Genomic DNA, 21,811 nt, shown 5'->3' with positions numbered 1-21,811 from the left:
GGCGGCCACCGCGGGTGCGGTGACGGGGGCGACGGCGCGGCCTGGCGGGGAGGCCCTGCAGGCCCCTGCCGGAGGTCCGGGGACCGGCCGGCATCTTGCCGCGCCTTCACATTTTGTTTACAAAGCCCGGGTGCCGCTCCGGGAGGGGGCCCGGGCGGTGGCCGCTGCGACACTTTAGATATTCAATTTCAACGGAGAGAACCCATGAGCAAGCTGCGCCGTAATCGCCTGACGGCCGCTGTCCACCTGACGCTGCTCCTCGCGCTGCCCGGCATCGCCGCGGCGCAGGACGCGCAGAGCGACAAGAGCACCCTCGACACGATCAGTGTCACCGGGTCCCGCATCAAGCAGACCAATGCCGTCACCGCCCAGCCGGTGTACGTCATGGACCGCGCCAAGATCGAAGAGACCGGCGTCGCCAGCGTTGGCGAGCTGCTCCAGCAGCTGACGGCCAGCGGCAAGGCCCTGAACGCCAAGTTCAACTCCTCGGGCAACTTCGGCTATCCGCCGGACGGCGGCGGCATCGGTGCCGGTTCGGCCCAGGTCGACCTGCGCAACCTCGGCTCGCAGCGCGTGCTGGTCCTCGTCGACGGCATCCGCTGGGTCAACGAATCCTCGGCCTCGGGCGTCAGCGGCAGCGCCGACCTCAACACCATCCCGCTGGCCATCATCGACCGCGTCGAAGTGCTGGAAGACGGCGCCTCCGCGATCTACGGCTCCGACGCCATCGCCGGCGTGGTGAACATCATCACCCGCAAGAGCTTCAAGGGTGCCGAGCTGCACACCTACTACGGCGAATACAGCCGTGGCGGCGAGACCAAGGACGCCTCCTTCACCATCGGCACCGGCGGCGACCGCTGGAACGCCGTCTTCGCGGCCAGCTACTACAAGCAGGACCGCATCAGCTCGGGCGACTGGGGTCAGTCCTCGTTCCCCGAACCGAATGCCGGCCTTGCCGCGGGCAGCTCGGGCACCCCGCAGGGTCGTTTCGTGTTCTTCGATCCCACGGGCACGAACTTCTACAGCATCACCCTGAACAACGGCACCACCTCCCCGGTGTTCGTCCCGGGCAACCCGAACGGCGGCACCTACCACCAGTTCACCGGTGCCGACCGCTTCAACTTCGCGCCGTACAACCTGCTGCTGACGCCCAGTGAGCGCAAGGCCCTGTTCGCCAGCGCCACGATCGACATCAGCGACAACACCCGTCTGCACTTCAAGGGCCTGTTCAACAACCGCCAGTCGACCAACCAGGCCGCGCCCGAGCCGATCTTCGTCGGTCCCGGCGCCGGCACCGGCGGCATCGCCGACACGATCTCGATCCCGGCGAACCATCCGTACAACCCGTTCGGCTTCGCCCTGGACGCGAGCAACAACTTCGTGTTCATCGGCCGCCGCCCGCTGGAAGTCGGGCCGCGCATCTTCACGCAGAACGTCGACACCTGGTATTTCAACGTCGGCCTCGACGGCCTGTTCGACATCGGCGACCGCAACTTCGGCTGGGACGCGAACTACGTCCACAGCCGCAACTCGGCGACGCAGCGCTTCACCAACGGCTACAACGTGGCCCATATCCGCACCGCGCTGGGCGATCCGGCGGTGTGCGCCGCGACCCCGGGCTGCGTGCCGCTGGATATCTTCGGTGGCCAGGCGCGTCCGTTCACCCGGCAGATGATCGACTACATCATCACCAACCAGCGTGACGCCAGCACCCAGGTGCTCGACTCGTTCTCGTTCAACCTGACCGGTGACCTGTTCGCGATCGCCGACCGCAACGCCGGCTTCGCCGCCGGTGCCGAGTACCGCAAGTACAAGGGCGACTTCAATCCCGATCCGCTGCGCCAGACCGGCGAGTCGCAGGACTCGTTCGCTTCGCCGATCTCCGCCAGCTACGACGTGAAGGAAGTCTACGGCGAGTTCAACTTCCCGGTCCTCGCCACCCTCGACCTGACCGCCGCCGTCCGCTGGTCCGACTACTCGACCTTCGGCAGCACCACCACCGGCAAGGTCGGCTTCCGCTGGCAGCCGATCGAGGACGTCGTGGTCCGCGGCACCTACTCGCAGGGCTTCCGCGCCCCGAACCTGGGCGAGCTGTACGGCCTGACCCAGTTCGGTGCCACCCTGACCGACCCCTGCGGCCCGACCGGCGCGCCGGTGGTCGACCGCACCAACGGCGTCTCGGCCGGCCTCGAGGCCGCGTGCGTGGCCGCGGGCGTCCCCGACAACTTCGAGCAGGCCAACACCCAGATCACCACCTTCACCGGCGGCAACCGCGATCTGGATCCCGAGAAGTCCGACAGCTGGACGATCGGTGCGGTCTACAGCCCGGGCTGGGCGGAAGACCAGTCGTGGTCGCGCAAGCTTGACTTCGAAGTCGGCTACTACGACCACAAGATCGACGGCGCCATCCTGTCGGCCGACCTGCAGAGCCTGCTGGACGCCTGCTACACCACGGGCAACGGCACGGATCCGAAGGTCTGCTCGCCGTTCACCCGCGGCAGCAGCGGCAACCTCAACCCGCCGAACAACTTCCTGCAGAACTTCGGCACGGTGAAGACCAGCGGTGCGGACCTCAAGATCAACTGGCTGAGCCCGGAATGGGGCTTCGGCAGCCTGAGCGCCGCGCTGCAGACGACCTGGGTCCGCGAGTACAAGGCGGTCGACGGCGACGGCAACGTCAGCTCGCGTCGCGTCGGCATCGAAGTCGGCGACAGCGCGATCCCCGAGTGGCAGACCAACGCCCAGCTCGGCTGGCACAAGGGCAACTTCGACGTCGCCTACGGTCTGCGCTACATCGACTCGGTCGAGGAAGACTGCAACAACGCGACGATCTCCACCGTCCCGAACTGCCTGAACGCCCGTGTGGTCAACAAGCTCGGCGCCGTGACCTACCACGACGTGCAGTTCTCGTGGAACAACGCGCTGTTCGACGGCCTGAAGCTGTCGGTGGGCGGCAACAACGTGTTCGGCAAGGAACCGCCGATCTGCGTGACCTGCTCGCTGAACGGCTACGACGCCGGCACGTACGACCTGCCGGGCGCCTTCTGGTACGTCAGCGCCGACTACCGGTTCTGATCGATCCGGTCGCGACAACCCGGTCCCGGCCTCGTGCCGGGGGCGGTCCCGGACGAAGGGGCGGAGCGATCCGCCCCTTCTTCTTTGCCTGGCCCCCTTGAAAGCCGCCGGGCGCCCCCCATCTCCCGCCCGTCCCGGCATGCCGGGCGCACTTTTTGCCGCGGTTTTGGCAGTCTCGGGTCGAGAGTGCTAAGATCGCCGCCCTTTCCCAATCCAATCAACCACTTGCGAGGGTTCACATGAATCTCAAGCCGCTCTACGATCGCGTGATCGTCAAGCCGATCGAAGCCGAGGAAACCTCCATCGGCGGGATCATCATCCCCGACGCCGCCAAGGAAAAGCCGACCAAGGGCGAAGTCGTCGCCATCGGCGAAGGCAAGTTCATCGACGCCACCGGCGGCCTGCGCGCGCCGAAGGTCAAGGTCGGGGACAAGGTGATCTACGGCCAGTACTCGGGCTCGGCGTACAAGGCCGACGGCGTCGAATACAAGATCATCAAGGAAGACGACATCCTCGCGATCGTCGGCTGATGCGCGCGGGCGGGCGCATCGCCCCGCCGCACGCGTGCTGACGCATCGCTGTCGCAACGGCGGGCCGAGGCCCGCCCTACGAACACCTCATTTTTCCGGAGTTTCAGACCATGGCTGCCAAAGACATCCGTTTCGGTGAAGACGCCCGCTCGCGCATGGTGCGCGGCGTGAACGTGCTCGCCAACGCCGTGAAGGCGACCCTCGGCCCGAAGGGCCGCAACGTCGTGCTCGAGAAGAGCTTCGGCGCCCCGACGATCACCAAGGACGGCGTGTCCGTCGCGAAGGAGATCGAACTGGCCGACAAGTTCGAGAACATGGGCGCGCAGATGGTGAAGGAAGTCGCCTCCAAGACCTCCGACAACGCCGGCGACGGCACCACCACCGCGACCGTGCTGGCCCAGGCGCTGATCCGCGAGGGCATGAAGGCGGTCGCCGCCGGCATGAACCCGATGGACCTCAAGCGCGGCATCGACAAGGCGGTCGCCACCGCCGTCGCCGAACTGAAGGCCATGAGCAAGCCGACCGCCGACGACAAGGCGATCGCCCAGGTCGGCACGATCTCGGCCAACTCCGACGAGTCGATCGGCAACATCATCGCCGACGCGATGAAGAAGGTCGGCAAGGAAGGCGTGATCACGGTCGAGGAAGGCTCGGGCCTGGACAATGAACTCGACGTCGTCGAGGGCATGCAGTTCGACCGCGGCTACCTGTCGCCGTACTTCGTCAACAACCAGCAGTCGATGGCCGCCGAACTCGACGACCCGTACATCCTGCTGCACGACAAGAAGATCTCGAACGTCCGCGACCTGCTGCCCGTGCTCGAAGGCGTGGCCAAGGCCGGCAAGCCGCTGCTGATCGTGGCGGAAGAAGTCGAGGGCGAAGCCCTGGCGACGCTGGTGGTCAACACCATCCGCGGCATCGTCAAGGTCTGCGCCGTGAAGGCCCCGGGCTTCGGCGACCGCCGCAAGGCGATGCTGGAGGACATGGCCATCCTCACCGGCGGCACCGTGATCTCCGAGGAAGTCGGCCTGTCGCTGGAGAAGGCCACGATCAAGGATCTCGGCCGCGCGAAGAAGGTGCAGGTCTCGAAGGAGAACAGCACGATCATCGACGGCGCCGGCGACACCTCGGCGATCGAGGCCCGCATCAAGCAGATCAAGGCCCAGATCGAAGAGACCTCGTCCGACTACGACCGTGAGAAGCTGCAGGAGCGCGTCGCCAAGCTCGCCGGCGGCGTGGCCGTGATCAAGGTCGGCGCTTCGACCGAGATCGAGATGAAGGAAAAGAAGGCCCGCGTCGAAGACGCCCTGCACGCCACCCGTGCGGCCGTCGAGGAAGGCATCGTCCCGGGCGGCGGCGTCGCGCTGATCCGCGCCAAGACCGCGGTCGAAGGCATCAAGGGCATCAACGAAGACCAGAACCACGGCATCCAGATCGCCCTGCGCGCGATGGAAGCCCCGCTGCGCGAGATCGTCACCAACGCCGGCGAAGAGCCCTCGGTCATCGTCAACAAGGTGAAGGAAGGCACGGGCAACTACGGCTACAACGCGGCCACCGGCGAATTCGTCGACATGGTCGAGGCCGGCATCCTGGATCCGACCAAGGTCACCCGCACCGCGCTGCAGAACGCGGCTTCGATCGCCGGCCTGATGATCACGACCGAAGCGATGGTCGCCGAAGCGCCGAAGAAGGACGAGCCGGCCCCGGGCGGCATGGGCGGCGGCATGGGCGGCATGGGCGGCATGGATTTCTGATCGATCGATCCCGATCGATCAACCCGGGGTTTGCTTCGCTCACCCCGGGCTACGGTCCAGGCGAAGGCCTTCCATGGCCTTCGCCCGCTTCGCCGGAAGCCGTCAAACGAAGAACCCCGCGATCGCTCGCGGGGTTTTTCTTTGCGCGGACGGCAGCGGAGGGCGCTGTCAGTGGCAGGTCGTGTAGCAGGAAATCGCGCCGAAGGCGTAGTCGTCGGCGGCTTCGGTCCATTCGTCGCCGCAGGCGCCCAGCTGCGAGTTGTGGTCGCGGTTGCAGACGTCGTGGTCGAGGCAGTCCTGGTACCACGCGCCGAGGCCGTCGCCCACGCCGCAGCCCGCGCCGCAGCGGCCCGCGCAGGAACTCGCGCCGCAGCCATAGGCGACGGTCTTGCTGGTGTAGCCGTGCGTGGGGCAGAAGTCGTGCGCCGACGCGCGGTAGTACACGCGACCGCTGAGGCAGACGTCCGCGATGCTGTGCAGGTTGGTGAAGCTGCCGCCGCTCTGCTCGTTGCACGTCGCCTTCTGCGGCGGGCTGTCGAGCCGCGGCAGGTCGCCGTTCGCGCCGGCATTCGCGAGCGTGGCGCCGGGCAACAGCGGTTTCGCGTCGGTGCGGCGGATCGTCCACGTCTGCTTCAGGCGATGGCCCAGCGGCACTTCGGAATACATCTCCGACAGCCGCCACAGCAGGTCGAGCGATTTCGGCGTGCTCTTCGCCGAGCCCTGCATCAGCAGGCTGCGGCCGAGTTCGGTCTGGAAGGTGCGCAGCACGGCGCGGTCGCTGGCATCGATCACGACGCCGGCCTCGGTGCTCACTACCAGCGTGCCGGCGGCGTAGTCGATCTCGTGGTCGATCACCGCGCCGTTCACTTCGAGCCGCGCCTGCACGCGATCCGGCGCGGCGCCGGCCGCGGTGCGCTTGCCGGCGGTGGACAGGCTGCGCGTGGTGAACGTCATCGCGCCGGAGGGCGTGACGAGCTGGCCGGTGACGTCGTCGCCCAACGCCTTGGCGATCTTCAGCTGGCCGGGCTGGACCAGGTCTTCGGCGGTGTCGGCATTCTGGCGGGACGCGGATTCGGCGACGGGACGCGCGGCGTGCGCGACGCCGAGGGAGAGCAGGCCGGCGCAGGCGATGGCCGCCAGCCGGGATTTCAGGGTGCGATGCATCGGGAACCACTCCTTGGAAACGGGATGAAAGACGTCGCGTCCGCGGACCGGTGCCTCCCCGGGCGATCCGGACCCTTCGACGCCGCGGATGGAGACGCCGGACGCAGTGGTCCGGCGTCCGCAGTATGCCGGTCGATGGCCGCGCACGAGGGCGTTCCGTGTCGCGATGGCGCGTCCCTCCGGGGCGCTTAAATGTACCGTCGGGTTCTTTTTTGCACCGCAGCGTGCTTTGTCCTAACGCATCCTTCACGATGCGCCGGCATCCCGACGTGGGGGAGGGAGCAGGCCCGCTACCGGTTCGACCGGGGCGGGCTTTTTATTGCCCGTCATTCCTTCCGCTGCTCCCGCCGGACGGTGCCGTGCCGTCGGTCGTCGCGCAGTCGGTCATCACGCCGGGATGCCAGAATCCGCGGATGACGTCGCCGCTTCCGCCCGATCCTTCCGATGCCGTGCTCGACCGCGCCCTCGCGCGGTTGTGCGCCGTCGTGCCCGCACTGGCCGATGATCCTTCCGCCGCGGCGCGCGTGCGCCGGCTCGTGCAGGCCAGCGATTTCGCGGTCGATGTCTGCCTGCGCCAGCCCGCGCTGCTGCCCGCGCTGCTGGCCGACGACGGTGCGTCGCCGCTGCCGGCACCGGTGCTTTCGGCCGAACAGCGCGGCGAATGGCCGACGCTGCTGCGACGCCATCGCCAGGCCGTGTCGGTGCGCCTGGTCTGGCGCGACGTGCATGGCCTCGACACGCTGGACGACACGCTCGCCGGCACCAGCGCGCTGGCCGACGACTGCCTGCGCATCGCGCTCGACGCGCTCGAAACCGAGTTCGCGCAGCGCTTCGGCGTCGTGCGCGATGCCGACGGCGCGCCGGTGCGGCTGGTGGTGTTCGCGCTGGGCAAGCTCGGCGGCGGAGAGCTCAATTTCAGTTCCGACGTCGACCTCGTGTACGCCTACGCCCGCGATGGCGAGAGTGACGGCATGCGCGCACTGGCTGCGGAGGACTACTTCGCGCGACTGGGTCAGCAGCTCGCGAAGCTGCTCGACGAGACCACGGCGGAAGGCTTCTGCCATCGCGTCGACCTGCGCCTGCGTCCGTTCGGCAGCGCCGGTCGCATCGCGCTGAGCTTCGCGGCGATGGAGCAGTACTTCCAGCGCGAAGGCCGCGACTGGGAGCGCTACGCCTGGCAGAAGGCGCGGCCGGTGGCGGGCGACATCGTGGAAGGCGGACGTTTCCTCGACGCGCTGCGGCCGTTCGTCTACCGGCGCTACCTCGACTACGGCGCGCTGGACGGCCTGCGCGAGATGAAGGCGAGCATCGCCGCGGAAGTCGCGCGCCGCGACATGGCCGACGACATCAAGCGCGGTCCGGGCGGCATCCGCGAGGTCGAATTCCTCGCGCAGGCGCTGCAATTGATCCGCGGTGGTCGCGAGGCGGCCTTGCGCGAGCGTCGCCTGCAGCCGGCGCTGCGTGCGCTGCGCGACGCCGGTCACCTGACCGCCGACACCTGCGACGCGCTGCTGGCGGCGTACCGCTTCCTGCGCGTGCTGGAAAACCGGCTGCAGATGCTGCGCGACGCGCAGACCCAGCGCCTGCCCGAGGACGCGCACGACCGTGCGCGCATCGCACGCGGGCTGGGCTTTGCCGACTGGGCCGCGCTGTCGATCGAACTGGAGGCGCACCGGGCGCGCGTCGCCGGCGAGTTCGCGGCCCTGCTCGCGCCGCGCGGCGAGGTCGCGCGACCGGATGCGCTGGTCGCCTACTGGCGCGCGCTGCGTGCGGAGAACGGCACGGACACGGCCGGCGACGCCGGTGCGTTGCAGGACGCCGGCTTCGCGGACGCAGGCGGGGCCGACACCGTGCTGCGCGACTTCGCGCGTGCGCCGGGCGTGCGCGAATTGTCCGATGCCTCGCGTGCGCGGCTCGATCGGATCATGCCCGCGCTGTTGGCCGGCATCGCCGTGTCCAGCGAGCCGCCGCTGGCGCTGCGGCGCGCGCTGGCGGTGCTGCAGACGCTGCTGCGGCGCGCGAGCTATCTCGCGCTGCTCGACGAACAGCCGGCGGCGCTGTCGCGGCTGGTCGACACGCTGGCGCGCAGCGCGCTGCTGGCCGATCGCCTGGCCAAGCACCCGCTGCTGCTCGACGAACTGCTCGACCTGCGCGTCGCCGGGCCGCTGCCCGGCGACAAGTCCTTCGCCGATGCCGCGGCGGCGGCGCTGCGCCACGACGACGGCGAGGCCGCGCTGCTCGCACTCAATGAGGCGCGGCAGACGCTGGGCTTCCGCATCGCGCTGGCGGTGCTCGATCGTCGCGTCGAAGCGGTCGAGGCTGCGCGCCGGCTGGCGGCGCTGGCCGATGCGCTGCTGGTCGCCGTGCATACGCTCGCGCTGCGCGAACTGGAGGCGCAGCACGGCCGGATTGCCGGCCTGCGCTTCGGGGTGCTGGGTTACGGCAGCCTCGGCGGACGCGAGCTGGGTTTCGGCTCCGATCTCGATCTCGTCTTCGTCCACGACGCGCCGGCCGACGCGATGAGCGACGGCGCGCGCGCGCTCGACGCCCCGCGCTGGGCGGCGCGGCTGGCGCAGAAGATCGTCGCGCTGCTGGGTGCACCCACCGGCGCCGGGCGGTTGTACGAGGTCGACGTGCGCCTGCGCCCCGACGGCGCCAAGGGCCTGATGGTGTCGACACTGGCGAGCTTCGAGGACTACCAGCGCCAGCGTGCGTGGACCTGGGAGCACCAGGCACTGGTGCGCGCACGGGCGGTCGTGGGCGATGCCGCGCTGTGCGAGGCGTTCGAGCGCACCCGCGCCGACACGCTCGCGCGCCCGCGCGACGCGGACGCACTGTGCGAGGAGGTGCGGGCGATGCGCGCGCGCATGCGCGGCGAGCTGGATCGCTCGACCGGCGAACGCTTCGATCTCAAGCAGGGCGAGGGCGGGCTGGTCGATCTCGAATTCCTGCTGCAGTTCCTCGTGCTGCGCGACGCCGCACGCGCGCCGGCGCTGCTCGCGCCGCGCGACACGCCCGGACTGATCGCTGCGCTGCGCGACGCCGGCGCGTTCGACGAGGGCGCCGCCGCTTCGTTGCAGGGTGCGCATGCCGCGCTGGTCGCCGCCGGTCTGGCGTGCACCCTCGACCGGCGCGCACGGATCGTCGTGCCGGATGCAGCGGTGGCCATGGCGCGCGCGGTCGTGATCGCGGCCACGCGCCGCGTTCTGCATGGCGACGACACCGATGCAGGCCCGGATCGCACGACGATGGCTGCGTCCTGAATACCGAAGCCCGGCCGCGCCCCGGGCGCGCTATGCTGCGCCCACGATGTGCCGGCCGGTGCATCCGCGCGATCCTCCCCCGGTCGCGATCCACATTCCCCTGCCAAGGAGACGCTCCATGTCGAAGAACCACTATCTGGACACCGAAGAACTCGTCACCGACGCGAAGGTCGTGCTCGACGACGTCGAGTCGATCCTGGAAGAAGCCGCGTCCGCCACCGGCGAGCGTGCGCAGGCGCTGCGTGCGCGGGCCAGTGAAGCCCTCGGTCGCGCCCGTGCGCGCCTGCAGGACGCGCAGGCCTCGGTCGCGCGCAACACCAAGGCCGCGGCCCGTGCCACCGACGACTGGGTGCACGAGAACCCGTGGGGTTCGATCGGCATCGCCGCCGGCGTCGGCTTCCTGGTCGGCCTGCTCGTCTCGCGCCGCTGAGGGCGCGTCCGGCCATGGCATCGCCGCTGCAGTCCCTGCGCCGCGTCGGCACCGCCGCGCTCAACCTGCTGATGTCCCGCGCCGAATTCGCGAGCCTGGAGCTCGCGGAGGCGCGGGCGCAGTTGCTGCGCTGGTTCCTGCGCGGCCTGCTGGCGATGCTGCTGGCCGTGTTCGCGGTGGTCACGGCCACCGCGCTGCTGGTCGCGCTGCTGTGGCCCCATGTCGGCCCGTGGTCGCTGCTCGGGTTCGCCCTGCTGTACGCCGGCGTGGCGCTGGCGATGCTGGGTTCGCTGAAGCGCGAGATCGATGCGGCCCCGGCCCCGCTCGCCGAAACCCTGCGCCAGCTCGCCGAGGATCGCCGCGCGATCTTCGGCGCGGCGGGCGAGGGCGGTGATGCCCAGAACACCGTCGCCGATGGCGACGACCCGGAGATCTCGGGATGAGTCGCGACCCCCGTTCCGAAGTCCGCGCCTTGCGCATGGAACTGTTGCGCATGCGTGCATCGATGCAGCGCGACGAACTGGCCGGCGCCGTGGCCGAGCTGCGTCACGGCACCGGCAACGTGCGCGGCGTGATGTCCAGCCTCGGTGGCCTGGGCGCCGGCGTGGCCGCGCGCAGCGGCTGGATCGGACTCGCCGCCAGCCTGATGCGGCGGCCGTGGGCGGCCGCGATGGCGCTGTCCGCCGTGCGTGCGCTGAAGCGTCGGCCCGTGCTCGGCACCGCCACGGTCGTCGCCGGTCTGGCGGCGTGGGGCGCGTTCCGGATGTTCCGCCCCGACGTCGATCGCGACCCCGCGGCGCGTCCCGCGAAGCCGGCGCCTCGTCGCCCGGCATCCCGCCGCTAGTTCGCGACGACTGGTTCGCGACGACTTAGATCCGCGACGACGCTCAGGCCCGCGGCGCCAGCCCCAGCCGCGCCGCCACTTCGGCCGCCGCCCGCGACGATTCGCGCAGCGGTTCCACCTCGAACGTCGCCAGCGCGGTGTCCATCGCGCGGATGCGGCCCTTCGCCAGCAGCGCATCGAGGAAGCGTCGCGGCCGCCCGCGTACACGGCCGGGATCGAACACGTACACCGGCACCCGCGTGGCGCAGGCTTCGGTGACCATGTTGACCGAGTCCGGCGAACACACGATGCGATCGGCCCAGGCCAGCAGCCCGGCGTAGGGATTCGGGCCGTCGCGCTCGCTGCGCCAGACCACGCCCGGCGTGCCGTCGTAGCGGTGCGCCAGCACGTCGCGCAGTTCCTTCGGCGTGCGCCGCGAGGCCGTGAGCAGCACGCTGCCGCCGTCGCGGGCGAGGGCGACTTCCAGCTTCGAGCCCAGCACCTCGAAGGCCATGCGGTCGAAACGCGCGTGGCGCGTGCGCCCGCCCAGCAGCACCGCCGTGCGCGGGCGGGGCAGGTCGGCGAAGGCCGGAAAATCGGCGCGGGCCTGCGCCAGCCAGCGGTCGTCGATCGGATGCAGGCTGCCCAGCACCGGCACGACGTTCGGCCCGCGCAGACGGTCGTGTTCGGGCACCACCACCACGTCCCAGTGCGATGGATCGATCCGCGGATCGAGGATCTGCACGGCTTTCGCGCCGCGCGCGCGCAGCAGGCGCGTGGCCAGCGCGGCCTGCCTGCCGCAGCCGACGACCACCGCCGGCGGGGCGTCGAGCAGCGCGGCGAACGCCGGCCCGAAGGCGCGTTCCGCGTTCGGCCATGCCCGCGGGGCGGCGAGGCGCCAGGGCAGGCGCGGGGTCAGGGTGACGGTCCGGATCGGGGCGCCGCGGGCAAGCGCCGTCGCCAGCGCGACCGCCTGCCGGTCGTTGCCGGCACGGCCGTCGCTGACGGCACAGATTTGTGGTGAATCGGCGTCGTTGGTCGCCATCGTTCCGGATTTGACTCGATACGTTCCCGGGGTGCGGCTGTCCATCGCCGCAACGAACTCTACACTGCGCCCCTCGTTCACATTCTCACACGCCGGGATTCACCCATGTCCGCATCGCTCGACGCCCCCGCGCTGGACCAGCTGTTCCGCACCGCCCGCACCTACAACGCCTTCTCCGGCGAGATCGACGACGCCACCCTGCACCGGCTGTACGAGCTGCTGAAGTGGGGCCCGACCGCCGCCAACGCCTGCCCGGCCCGCTTCGTGTTCGTGCGTTCGCCCGAGGCCAAGGCGAAGCTGGGCCCGGCGCTGGACGCCGGCAACCGCGAGAAGACCCTCGCCGCGCCGGTGACGGTGATCGTCGGCCATGACATGGCCTTCTACGACAAGCTGCCGGTGCTGTTCCCGCACACCGACGCGCGCAGCTGGTTCGCCGGCCGCCCCGAGCCGGTGCTGGAAACGGTGGCGCTGCGCAACGGCAGCCTGCAGGGCGCGTACCTGATCCTCGCCGCCCGCGCGCTGGGCCTGGATTGCGGCCCGATGTCCGGTTTCAACAACGCGATGGTCGACGAAGCCTTCTTCGCCGGCACCGCGATCCGCTCCAACTTCCTCGTCAATCTCGGCAAGGGCGACCCGGCCTCGCTGTTCCCGCGCTCGCCGCGGCTGGGCTTCGACGAAGCCTGCCTGATCGCCTGATCCCCGCTCGACGGCAGGGGCGCGCAACCGTCGCCGCCCCGGTCGCCTCTCTGCTGCATCGCCACCCGCCCGCATCCCACAGGAGTGTTCCCATGAAACGCACGCTGATCGCCGCCGCGCTCGCCCTGGTCTCCACCATCGCCTTCGCCGCGCCGACGTCCTACAAGATCGACCCCAACCACACCGACGTGGTCGCCAGCTGGAGCCACTTCGGCTTCTCCAATCCGATCGCCAATTTCCTGAAGGCCGACGGCGTGATCGTCTACGATCCGGCCAACGTCGCCGCCTCGAAGGTCGAAGTGACGCTGCCGCTGGACGGCCTCGACGCCCAGGTCCCCGACTTCAACGACCACCTGCGCAGCGCGGACTTCTTCGACGCCGCCCAGTACCCGACGATCACTTTCAAGAGCACGTCGGTGAAGGCTGCCGGCAAGAACAAGCTGATCGTCGTCGGCAACCTGACGATCAAGGGCATCACCAAGCCGGTGACGCTGAACGTGACCATCAACAAGCTGGGCGTGCATCCGCTGGGTCAGCGCGAAGCCGCGGGCTTCAGCGCGACGGCGACGGTGAAGCGTACCGACTTCGGCCTGGGCAAGTACGCGCCGAACGTCAGCGACGAGGTGAAGCTGACGATCACGACCGAGGCGATGGTGCCGAAGGCGCAGTAATCCGCCCTCGCGGGCGCTCCTCCCCCGGACCTCCCCGTCGCGTTGCGGCGGGGAGGTTTTTTGTTGCCAGCGGCGTGGGCGACGGTCCGGGCGAGCCGCGGGTCAGCGCGTCGCGTCAGGCGGCGGTGCGTCGAAGCGGTAGGGCGTGGCTTGCGCCGAGGGGCGCTGGCGGAAGGCGTCGGCGAAGGCCATGAGGCGGGTCAGGTGCGAGAGGTCCATCGGGTTGCGGAACGGGATGTGTTCCAGCAGCGCGAACAGGCCGAGGTCGAACACGGCGATGCGGTCGGCCGGCAGGGTGGCGCGGATGGCGTCCCATTCGGTGTCGAACCAGGCGAGCGAATTGACTAGGCTGGCGCGGCGCTTGTGCGAGGCGACGTCGGGCGGGCGCTTCGAGACGAGTTCGTGGAAGATGACCTCGACGTGCACGGCCATCGCGTGGGCGAGGACCTCGTGCGCGTTCATGCAGAGCGGGTCTTCGGCGTGCTCGGGCAGGAACACCCGGGCCTCGCCGCCGCGCGCGTGCCGCGCCAGCCAGCGGCAGAGGTTGGCGCTGCCCCAGAGTACGGTGTCGCCGTGGCGCAGGGCCGGCAGCTTGAGCGCCGGGTTGCCGGCGAAGGTCGCGGGGTCTTCGCTCATCAGGTCGAGGATCGGCGACAGCGTGTACGCGATGCCCAGTTCGTGGGCGAGCATCCCCACCTGGCGGGTGTAGTGCGAGGCCTCGCGGCCGACGATTTCGACGGTGGGTCCGGTGGCGCTGTCCATGGCGTGCGGCCTCTGCGGGGTGGGTGCCGGCATGCTAACGGCGTCGGACGGCGGGCTCTGGGCTAGAATGCCGGTTCCGCGCAGGACAGACCGTGCCATGACCGCCCAGCCCGCCACCGCCAATGCCCAGCAACGCTACGAAGTGCATCGCGGCGACCTGCCGCTGAGCTGCCCCTCGCCCGCGATGGCGCTGTGGAACTCGCATCCGCGCGTGTATCTGGCGATCGAGGCCGAGGGCGGCACGTCCACCTGCCCGTACTGCGGCGCGCAGTACGTCCTGATCGATTGACCGCGGCCGCCGGCGCCGTGTCGCGCCGCCTCGTCGTCGTCCAGCTGCTGCCGGCCCTGCATTCGGGCGGCGTCGAACGTTCCACGCTCGAGATCGCCGAGGCGCTGGTCCGCGCCGGGCATCGCGCCGTCGTCGTGTCTGCTGGCGGCCGGCTGGTGCCGACGCTGGAAGCGCTCGGCGCCGAGCACGCCGCCCTCGACATCGGCCGCAAGTCGCCGCTGACCTTCCGCCATGTCCGCACGCTGCGCCGGCTGTTCGCGCAGGTCGGCGCCGACCTCGTGCATGCGCGCTCGCGGCTGCCGGCGTGGGTCGGCTGGTTCGCGCTGCGCGGCATGCCGGCCGCGACCCGACCGCGCTTCGTGACCACGGTGCACGGCCTGAATTCGCCGTCGCGCTACAGCCGGATCATGACCCGCGGCGAGCGCGTGATCTGCGTGTCCGCGACGGTGCGCGACTACGTGCTCGAACACTATCCCGACACCGATCCCGCGAAACTGCGGGTGATCCCGCGCGGGATCGACCCCGACGCCTTCCCGCGCAGGCCGCGGCCCGACCGCGCGGCGCGGGCGCAGGTCGCCGCCGAGCATCCCGCGCTGGGCGGCGACGGCCCGCTGCTGCTGCTGCCGGGGCGGGGCACGCGGCTGAAGGGCCACGGCGACGCGCTGGCGCTGCTGGCGGCGCTGCGCGGCGACGGTCTCGACGCGCGGCTGTGGATGCCCGGCGTGCGCGAGCCCGGCCGCGAGGCCTATCTCGCCGAACTGGAGGCCGAAGCCGCGCGGCTCGGCATCGCCGGGGCGCTGGCGATGACGCCGCCGACCGCCGCGATCGCCGCCGCGTACGCCGCCAGCGACCTCGTGCTGCAGGTGTCGCGCAAGCCGGAGGCGTTCGGGCGCACGGTGGTGGAGGCGGTGTCGACCGGCCGGCCGGTCGTCGGCTGGGCGCACGGTGGCGTCGGCGAACTGCTGGGCGACCTGTGCCCGGCGGGTGCGGTGGCGCCGTTCGACGTCGACGCGCTGCATCGCGCGGCGTGCGCGCTGCTCGAAGCCGGCGCGTCCGTTACGATGCCGGCGTGGCCGCTGCCGCATTCGCTCGCGGCGATGCAGGCCGCGACCCTCGCCTGCTACGACGAACTCCTCGCTTCCTCCGCCTGATGCCGATCGCCCGCTTCCGATGACCGACGCTCCGACCGCCGCCGCAGAACCGCGCGTGCCTGCCGGCTGGCGCTGGGCGCCGTTCTGGGTGCTGGCGTTCGTCGCACTGTGGCCGGCGAAGGGCGTGCCGCAGGCCGTGCTGGCGCTGGGCGCGCTGATCGCGATCGGCCGCCTGCTGTACGTGCGTTTCCGTGGCGGCGGGGCGCTGCTCAGCCCGCAGGCGTGGGCGCTGACCAGCGTGCTGTTCTTCGCCTACTGGCTGCCGGAGCTGTTCGCGGCGGTGGACGCGATCGACCGTGTCGACGCCCTGCGCGCGGTCGCCGTCGACCTGCGCTACCTGCCGTTCCTGTGGCTGGCCGCGGCGGCAGTCGCGGATGCGCGCGGCCGGCGCGTCACCTTCACCGGGCTCGCGCTCATCGTCGGCGCGTGGACGGTCGATGCCCTGATCCAGGCCGTCGCGGGTACCAGCCCGATGTTCGCGGCGCTCGACGCCGCCAAGACCGCGATCAGCGGCCACGGTTACTGCACCGCCGACGAGGTCGCCACGCTGGACCGCCTCAGCGGCGCGTTCGGGCCCTGCAACCTCAAGCTCGGCGTGATCCTCGCCAGCCTGTCGCCGTTCGCGCTGATCGCCGCCGCGCAGCGCTTCGGGCGCATCGGCTGGCTCGTCGCGGCCGGCGCGGTCGGCATCGCGATCCTGCTCGCCGGTTCGCGCGCGTCGTGGATCACCTATGGCCTCGTGCTGCTGCTGTCGGGCTGGCACCTGCTGGGCTGGCGCCGGCTGCTGGCGGTGTTCGGCGCGGGCGCGGCGGTGCTGGTGGCGCTGACCTTCGCCTCGCCGCAGGTGCGCGAGCGCATCGAGCGCACCGCGTTCGCGCTCAGCGCCGACGCCGAGGGCGTCGACAGCGCGCTGTCGGGGCGCGGGCGCATCTGGGGTGCCGCGCTGTGCATGGCGAAGACGCATCCGTTCAACGGCGTCGGCCCGCGCCAGTTCCGGCAGGCGTTCCCGGCCTGCGACCCGGCGCCGACCGAGCGCGCGGCCTGGGGCATCGGCCCGGCCTACCACGCGCACCAGATCGTGCTGGAGATCCTCAGCGAGACCGGCGCGTTCGGCCTGCTGCTGTGGCTGGCCGGCGTCGCGCTGGCGCGGCGCGCGTGGCGCTACGCCGAACCCGCGGCGCGCGAGGCGGCGTATCCGGCGATGCTGGCGCTGGCGGTGACGGTGTTCCCGTTCAACACCCACCTCGCGTTCTATTCGAGCTTCTGGGGCAGCGCGATGCTGCTGTTGGCCGCGTTCTACGCCGGCAGCCTGCTCGGCCGCGAGGCGCCGCCGGCGGAGGCGTGAGCGGCTGCTTCAATCGTCGTCGCCGAGCAGGGTGATCGACGGTTCCGCAGCGAGGATGCCCTGCAATGTCTGCCGCAGCGCGTCGACCGCGGGCGTCGTGTCGGGACGCGCGAACAGCCGCTTCAGCAGCGGCATCTCGGCGGTGACGAAGCAGACCCAGACGATGTCTTCCGCGGCTGGCGGCGGTTCGACCGGCGGCGCGATGCCGCTTTCGTTGCCGCAGCCGATCCACAGCAGGAACGGGTCGCGTCGGCACATCAGGCAGCGGCCCCAGTCTTCGGCGATGACCGGTTCGACGGCCTCGCCGGCCTCGATCAGGCGCGCGCGCAGCCAGTCGGCGAGCTGCCGGCCGTAGATTCCCGGATTGATCTCCGCGTCCTCGCCGGGTTCGACCCGGAAGCGTGTCGAGCGGAAGCGGATGACGTCGTCCATGCGCGTGTTCCCGTGTCGGGGTCAGTCGTAGACCCGGCTGCCGTCCGGCCGGCGCTTGAAGCGGCGGTGGATCCACAGGTACTGCTCGGGCGCGGTGCGCGCCATCGCTTCGATCGCGGTGATCACGCGCGCCGTGTCGGCGGTGGCGTCGTCGGACGGGAAGTGCTCGAACGCCGGCCAGAAGCGCAGCGTGTAGCCGCCGTCGTCGCGGCGGATGTGCTCGAACATCACCACCGCCGCGCCGGAGAGCCGCGCCAGCTGGTGGGTCGAGGCCAGGCTCTTCGCCGGCTGGCCGAAGAACGGCACGAACACGCTCTCGCCGCGGCTGGGGTCCTGGTCGGGCGCGTACCAGAGCAGGCCGCCGCGCTTGAGGTGCTTCACCGCGCCGCGCACGTCCTGCTTGGCGAACATCGCCGCGGCGTAGCGCGAGCGCCCGCGCAGCACCGCCCATTCCATCGCCGCCTGCGGGTAGGGCCGGTACATGCCGGCCAGCGGCACCGCATCGCAGGCGAGGCGGGCGCTCATCTCCAGCGTCGTGAAATGGCCGGAGACCACGATCACCCCGCGGCCGGCGGCGCGCGCGGCGTCGAGGTGCTCCACGCCCTCGATGCGCAGCCCGCGGCGTTGCGGCTCGACCGAGCCCCACCAGGCGCGGCCGAACTCGAACAGGGCGATGCCCAGCGCGCGGAAATGCCGGCGCAGCAGCGCCGCGCGTTCGCCGGCGTCCAGCTCGGGGAAGCACAGTGCGAGGTTGCGTGCGGCCACGCGGCGGCGGTCGCGCAGCAGCAGGCGCAGGGCATCGCCGGCGACGCGGCCCAGCGCACGCTGCAGCGGCCACGGCAGCCGCGCGAGCAGTGCCAGCACGCCGATCCCCAGCCACGCGGGCCAGGTGGCGGGCGAGCGCGGTGGCGGGGCGTCGAACGCGAAGGACATGCGGCATTGTAAGCGGCCATGCCGCGGGCGTCCGTCGCGTGGCACGGACATGCGCCACGGGCGTGCGGTCGGCCGGGCCGGTTATCCTGTGTGGATGCGGGCCGGCTTCTTCGAACGCGCGATCGAACGCACCCTGCGCGGCCTGTATTCGGCGGCGCTGTACGTGCTGCTGCCCGTCACCCTGTACCACCTGGTCTGGCGCGGTTTCCGCCAGCGCGCCTACCTGCTGCGCTGGCACGAGCGCTACGCCCGCTACGGCGACGTGCCCGCGCCCGATGCGCCGCACCTGTGGGTGCACGCGGTGTCGGTGGGCGAGGTCAACGCCGCCGCGCCGCTGATCCATGCGCTGCTGCGCGAACGGCCCGATCGCCGCCTGCTGGTCACCACGATCACGCCCACCGGCTCCGAACGCGTGAAGATGCTGTGGGGTGATCGCGTCGCCCATGTCTACCTGCCCTACGACCTTACCGGTGCGGTGTCGCGTTTCCTGCGCCGGTTCCGGCCGCAGGCGGGGCTGATCGTCGAAACCGAGCTCTGGCCGAATCTGCTGTTCGCCTGCCGCGACCACGGCGTGCCGACGTACCTGGTCAATGCGCGGCTGTCGGAGCGTTCGCTGCGCGGCTATCGCGTGCTGCGTCCGCTGGTGGGCCGGGCGCTGCGCACCTTCCGCACCGTCGCCGCACAGTCCGAGGGCGATGCCGACCGCTTCGCGCGACTCGGCGCGCGTCCGGACCAGCTCGCGGTGCTCGGCAACCTCAAATACGACGTGCGCATCGATCTCGACGGCATCGCCCATTTTGCTGCGGCGTTCCGCGCGGCCGTGCCGGGACGGCCGACCTGGATCGCCGCCAGCACGCATCCCGACGAGGAAGCGCAGGTGCTGGCGATCGATCGCCAGTTGCGCGCGCGCTGGCCCGACCTGCTGCTGTTGTGGGCGCCACGCCATCCCGAACGTTTCCGCCCGGTCACCCAGCTCGCGGTCGACGCCGGCCTGCGCGTGGCCACGCGTACGCTCACCGTGCATCCGGACGGCGACGACGCGGTGTTCGTGATCGATACGCTCGGTGAACTGCAATCGTTCTACGCCTGCGCCGACGTGGCCTTCGTCGGCGGCAGCCTGCAGCCGGTCGGCGGCCACAACCTGCTCGAACCCGCGGCCGTCGGCGTGCCGATCGTCACCGGCCCGCACCTGCACAACTTTGCCGACATCGCCGAACAACTGCGTCGCGTCGACGCGGTGCGCATCGAGGCCGATGCCGCGGGCGTGGCCGGCGCGCTGGAGGCCCTGCTCGCCGATCCGACCGGGCGTGCGCGCATGGCCGAGACCGGTCGCGCACTCGTCGAACAGGGGCGAGGCGCGCTGCGGCGCACGCTGGATCTCATCGCGACGGCCTCGCGCTGACCGCCGCGCGCACGCATCGTGCGTGCGCTGCGGCACGCATCGCGTGCTCCATCGCAATGCGCGGATCGATCGCGATCGCCGATGCGACCGTGCATTTTCCCCGGTCGCTTCAAGGGCGCCTATGCGCCGCGCGGAATCCATCGAAACGTCGTCGCTTGAAGGGAAATCCGCGTGACGAGGGTCAATTCCTGCCGTTTCCCGCGGGACTACAACACGCACGCGGGGCCCATCGCCATCGCGCGCCGGTCTCGCGTCGACTCACGTCACTTCAGGAGACTTCCCATGTCACGCGCTTTCCTCACCGCGCTCGCCGCGGTCGCGTTTGCCTTCGGCATCACGTTCTCCACGCCCGTCTCCGCGGCGACCCTCCCGGCATGCAACAACGACAACCTGTGGTCGGTCGAATGGATCCAGACCGATTTCCCGACGGGCTTCACCATCGATTACTACCTCTGCATGCCGGATGGCTGGCTGCTGGTCGGCAGCATCGTCTGCCTCGATGGCAACTGCAGCGCAGATTGAGTTTGCGCGTTGAGTTTGCACGTCCGCAAACGACGACGGGCCGCATGCGCGGCCCGTCTCCGGAAACAGCTTGTCGGCGTCGATCAGGGCGCGGTCTTCGGCGCCGCATCCACCGTCAGCAGGCGGTTGACGTCCTTCAGGTCGTCGACGTCGAGCGTGCCCGCGGCCTGCTCCAGCAGCAGCCGGTTCTGCAGGAAGTTGTAGCGCGACAGCGCGTATTCGCGTTCGGCGTTGAACAGCGTCTGCTGGTTGTTCAGCACGTCCAGCACGGTGCGGGTGCCGACTTCCAGCCCGATCTGCGAGGCCTCGTAAGCGCTGCGCGCGGCGAACACCGAGGCTCGGCGGGCCTCGACCTCGCTGATGCCGGCGACCAGCGACTCATAGGCGCTGCGCGTGCTGCGCACGAGGGCGCGTTTCTGCTGTTCGAACTGGTCTGCCGTGATGTCGCGCTGCGCCAGCGCCGAACGCACCTGCGACTGGGTGGCGCCGCCGGAGAAGATCGGCACCGACAGGGTCAGGCCGATGCTGCGCGACTTGCTTTCGTTGTCGAACGCGGTGGTGGCACTGGTGAGGTTGTTGGTCTGGTCGCCGTCGGTGCGCGTCTTGCCGTAGTTGGCGCCGAGGTACAGTGTCGGCAGGTGGCCGGCGCGGGCGCTGGTGATGTCGCTTTCGGCCGAACGCAGCTGGTATTCCTTGGCCTTCAGCGCGGGGTTGTTGTCCAGTGCGGCCTGCACCCAGCCGTTGACATCCAGCGACGAGGGCAGTGCGGGCTGGAAGTCCGCCGGCAACGACTTGAGCACGCTCGCGTCCTTGCCGGTGATCTCCGCGAGGGCGCGGTAGGCATCATCCAGTGCATTGCGGGTGACGATGGTATTCGCGCGGGCGGCTTCGTACTGCGCCTTGGCTTCATGCACGTCGGTGATCGGCGCCAGACCGACTTCCAGCCGCTTGTCGGCGAAGTCGTACTGCTTCTTCAGCGCCTGCTCCTGCGCTTCGGCCGCGGCGAGGGTTTCCATCGCCACCAGCACGTTGAAGTACGCCGCCGAAGTGCGGGTCATCAGCGAATCGCCCGCCGACTTCAGCTGGAAGTCGCCGGCGGTGGCCAGCGCGTTCTGGCTGCGCACGCGGCTGAACAGCCCGCCATCCCACACGACCTGGCGCAGGTTCACGCCGTAGTCGCGCGCGGTCGTGGTGCTGTCGGAATCGCTGGTGACCAAGGTGTTGGCAAAGACCTGCGAGCCGTTGCTGTTACCGTGCGAGCGGTTGTACGACGCGCTGCCGCTGAGCTGCGGCAACAGCGCCGCGCGTGCCTGCACCGCGCCCTCCTTCGAGAGCAGCTGGGTGGATTCGGCGGCGGAGAACTGGGGATCGCTGTCGCGCGCGAGTTCGTAGGTCTGCAGCAGGTCGTCCGCATGGGCGGCGAGCGGCAGCAGGGTGGTCAGGGCGATGGCGAGCGTGTGGGCGAGGGGGCGGCGAGTCATGGGCATCCTTCGGGTTGATCGGTCCGCTGCATCTCCGGCATCG

General features: G+C 70.5%; 20 protein-coding genes. 14 read left to right on the top strand and 6 right to left on the bottom strand.

The features are described 5' to 3' along the window. Nucleotides 1-204: 204 nt before the first annotated feature. The 3 genes from ACT53R_RS04075 (at nt 205) to groL (ending at nt 5,359) form a co-directional block, all read left to right on the top strand. The gene (locus ACT53R_RS04075; RefSeq protein WP_476170561.1) at nt 205-3,075 is read left to right on the top strand and encodes a TonB-dependent receptor plug domain-containing protein; all 2,871 of its coding nucleotides are present in this window, start codon (nt 205-207) and stop codon (nt 3,073-3,075) included. Between the two features lie 239 nt (nt 3,076-3,314). After that, the gene (locus ACT53R_RS04070) at nt 3,315-3,605 is read left to right on the top strand and encodes a co-chaperone GroES (protein ID WP_476170560.1); all 291 of its coding nucleotides are present in this window, start codon (nt 3,315-3,317) and stop codon (nt 3,603-3,605) included. 110 nt (nt 3,606-3,715) lie between these two features. Continuing rightward, on the top strand, nt 3,716-5,359 hold the full coding sequence (groL, locus tag ACT53R_RS04065) for a chaperonin GroEL (RefSeq protein ID WP_476170559.1): 1,644 nt from the start codon (nt 3,716-3,718) through the stop codon (nt 5,357-5,359). Between the two features lie 168 nt (nt 5,360-5,527). Here the strand turns inward: groL and ACT53R_RS04060 are convergent, their stop codons facing one another. After that, entirely contained in the window at nt 5,528-6,523 is a 996-nt protein-coding gene (locus ACT53R_RS04060; protein ID WP_476170558.1) for a DUF8213 domain-containing protein, read from the bottom strand. A gap of 413 nt (nt 6,524-6,936) precedes the next feature. On the opposite strand from ACT53R_RS04060, the gene glnE reads away from it, so the two are divergent. The 4 genes from glnE (at nt 6,937) to ACT53R_RS04040 (ending at nt 11,060) form a co-directional block, all read left to right on the top strand. Beyond that, the gene (gene glnE, locus ACT53R_RS04055) at nt 6,937-9,786 is read left to right on the top strand and encodes a bifunctional [glutamate--ammonia ligase]-adenylyl-L-tyrosine phosphorylase/[glutamate--ammonia-ligase] adenylyltransferase (RefSeq protein WP_476170557.1); all 2,850 of its coding nucleotides are present in this window, start codon (nt 6,937-6,939) and stop codon (nt 9,784-9,786) included. A 118-nt stretch (nt 9,787-9,904) separates the two neighbouring features. Continuing rightward, nucleotides 9,905-10,216: an ElaB/YgaM/YqjD family protein gene (locus tag ACT53R_RS04050; protein WP_476170556.1), complete on the top strand. Its 312-nt coding sequence runs from the start codon at nt 9,905-9,907 to the stop codon at nt 10,214-10,216. 14 nt (nt 10,217-10,230) lie between these two features. Then, nucleotides 10,231-10,659 (top strand): phage holin family protein, encoded by a 429-nt coding sequence (locus ACT53R_RS04045; protein ID WP_476170555.1) that lies wholly within the window; start codon nt 10,231-10,233, stop codon nt 10,657-10,659. Then, nucleotides 10,656-11,060 (top strand): hypothetical protein, encoded by a 405-nt coding sequence (locus ACT53R_RS04040; RefSeq protein ID WP_476170554.1) that lies wholly within the window; start codon nt 10,656-10,658, stop codon nt 11,058-11,060. Before ACT53R_RS04045 ends, ACT53R_RS04040 begins: the two co-directional genes overlap by 4 nt. Before the next feature lie 43 nt (nt 11,061-11,103). Here the strand turns inward: ACT53R_RS04040 and ACT53R_RS04035 are convergent, their stop codons facing one another. Further along, nucleotides 11,104-12,084, bottom strand: coding sequence for a mitochondrial fission ELM1 family protein (locus tag ACT53R_RS04035; RefSeq protein ID WP_476170553.1), 981 nt, complete (start codon nt 12,082-12,084; stop codon nt 11,104-11,106). Between the two features lie 105 nt (nt 12,085-12,189). On the opposite strand from ACT53R_RS04035, the gene ACT53R_RS04030 reads away from it, so the two are divergent. Together ACT53R_RS04030 and ACT53R_RS04025 are read left to right on the top strand one after the other, a co-directional pair. Beyond that, complete coding sequence (locus ACT53R_RS04030; RefSeq protein WP_476170552.1) at nt 12,190-12,780, top strand: malonic semialdehyde reductase; 591 nt, start codon at nt 12,190-12,192, stop codon at nt 12,778-12,780. Nucleotides 12,781-12,872: 92 nt separating this feature from the next. Beyond that, entirely contained in the window at nt 12,873-13,451 is a 579-nt protein-coding gene (locus ACT53R_RS04025) for a YceI family protein (protein ID WP_476170551.1), read from the top strand. Between the two features lie 102 nt (nt 13,452-13,553). Here the strand turns inward: ACT53R_RS04025 and ACT53R_RS04020 are convergent, their stop codons facing one another. Continuing rightward, nucleotides 13,554-14,213: a glutathione S-transferase family protein gene (locus ACT53R_RS04020; RefSeq protein ID WP_476170550.1), complete on the bottom strand. Its 660-nt coding sequence runs from the start codon at nt 14,211-14,213 to the stop codon at nt 13,554-13,556. Between the two features lie 97 nt (nt 14,214-14,310). Between ACT53R_RS04020 and ACT53R_RS04015 the strand changes: the two genes are divergently transcribed. The 3 genes from ACT53R_RS04015 to ACT53R_RS04005 are packed head-to-tail and all read left to right on the top strand — an operon-like array spanning nt 14,311 to nt 16,998. Next, a complete protein-coding gene (locus ACT53R_RS04015) occupies nt 14,311-14,502 on the top strand; it encodes a zinc-finger domain-containing protein (protein WP_476170549.1) in 192 nt (63 codons plus the stop codon). 17 nt (nt 14,503-14,519) lie between these two features. Then, a complete protein-coding gene (locus ACT53R_RS04010) occupies nt 14,520-15,653 on the top strand; it encodes a glycosyltransferase (protein ID WP_476170548.1) in 1,134 nt (377 codons plus the stop codon). 19 nt (nt 15,654-15,672) lie between these two features. Next, nucleotides 15,673-16,998, top strand: a complete 1,326-nt coding sequence (locus tag ACT53R_RS04005) for an O-antigen ligase family protein (protein ID WP_476170547.1) — start codon at nt 15,673-15,675, stop codon at nt 16,996-16,998. Between the two features lie 9 nt (nt 16,999-17,007). On the opposite strand, the gene ACT53R_RS04000 is transcribed toward ACT53R_RS04005, so the two are convergent. Next, nucleotides 17,008-17,430, bottom strand: a complete 423-nt coding sequence (locus ACT53R_RS04000; protein WP_476170546.1) for a hypothetical protein — start codon at nt 17,428-17,430, stop codon at nt 17,008-17,010. Between the two features lie 21 nt (nt 17,431-17,451). Beyond that, a complete protein-coding gene (gene lpxL / locus ACT53R_RS03995; protein ID WP_476170545.1) occupies nt 17,452-18,363 on the bottom strand; it encodes an LpxL/LpxP family Kdo(2)-lipid IV(A) lauroyl/palmitoleoyl acyltransferase in 912 nt (303 codons plus the stop codon). A gap of 94 nt (nt 18,364-18,457) precedes the next feature. On the opposite strand from lpxL, the gene waaA reads away from it, so the two are divergent. Further along, nucleotides 18,458-19,765 carry a lipid IV(A) 3-deoxy-D-manno-octulosonic acid transferase gene (gene waaA, locus ACT53R_RS03990; RefSeq protein ID WP_476170734.1) on the top strand — a complete coding sequence of 436 codons (1,308 nt, stop codon included), beginning with the start codon at nt 18,458-18,460 and terminating at the stop codon, nt 19,763-19,765. Nucleotides 19,766-20,047: 282 nt separating this feature from the next. After that, complete coding sequence (locus ACT53R_RS03985) at nt 20,048-20,287, top strand: hypothetical protein (protein WP_476170544.1); 240 nt, start codon at nt 20,048-20,050, stop codon at nt 20,285-20,287. Between the two features lie 83 nt (nt 20,288-20,370). Here ACT53R_RS03985 and ACT53R_RS03980 read toward each other — a convergent pair whose 3' ends face one another. Continuing rightward, nucleotides 20,371-21,768, bottom strand: coding sequence for a TolC family outer membrane protein (locus tag ACT53R_RS03980; protein WP_476170543.1), 1,398 nt, complete (start codon nt 21,766-21,768; stop codon nt 20,371-20,373). Nucleotides 21,769-21,811: the final 43 nt, after the last annotated feature.

The sequence above is a fragment of the Lysobacter sp. DMC104 genome (assembly GCF_056313665.1).
Note: the sequence above shows the minus strand (reverse complement) of the source record. Positions and strands in the feature narration are given on the sequence as shown.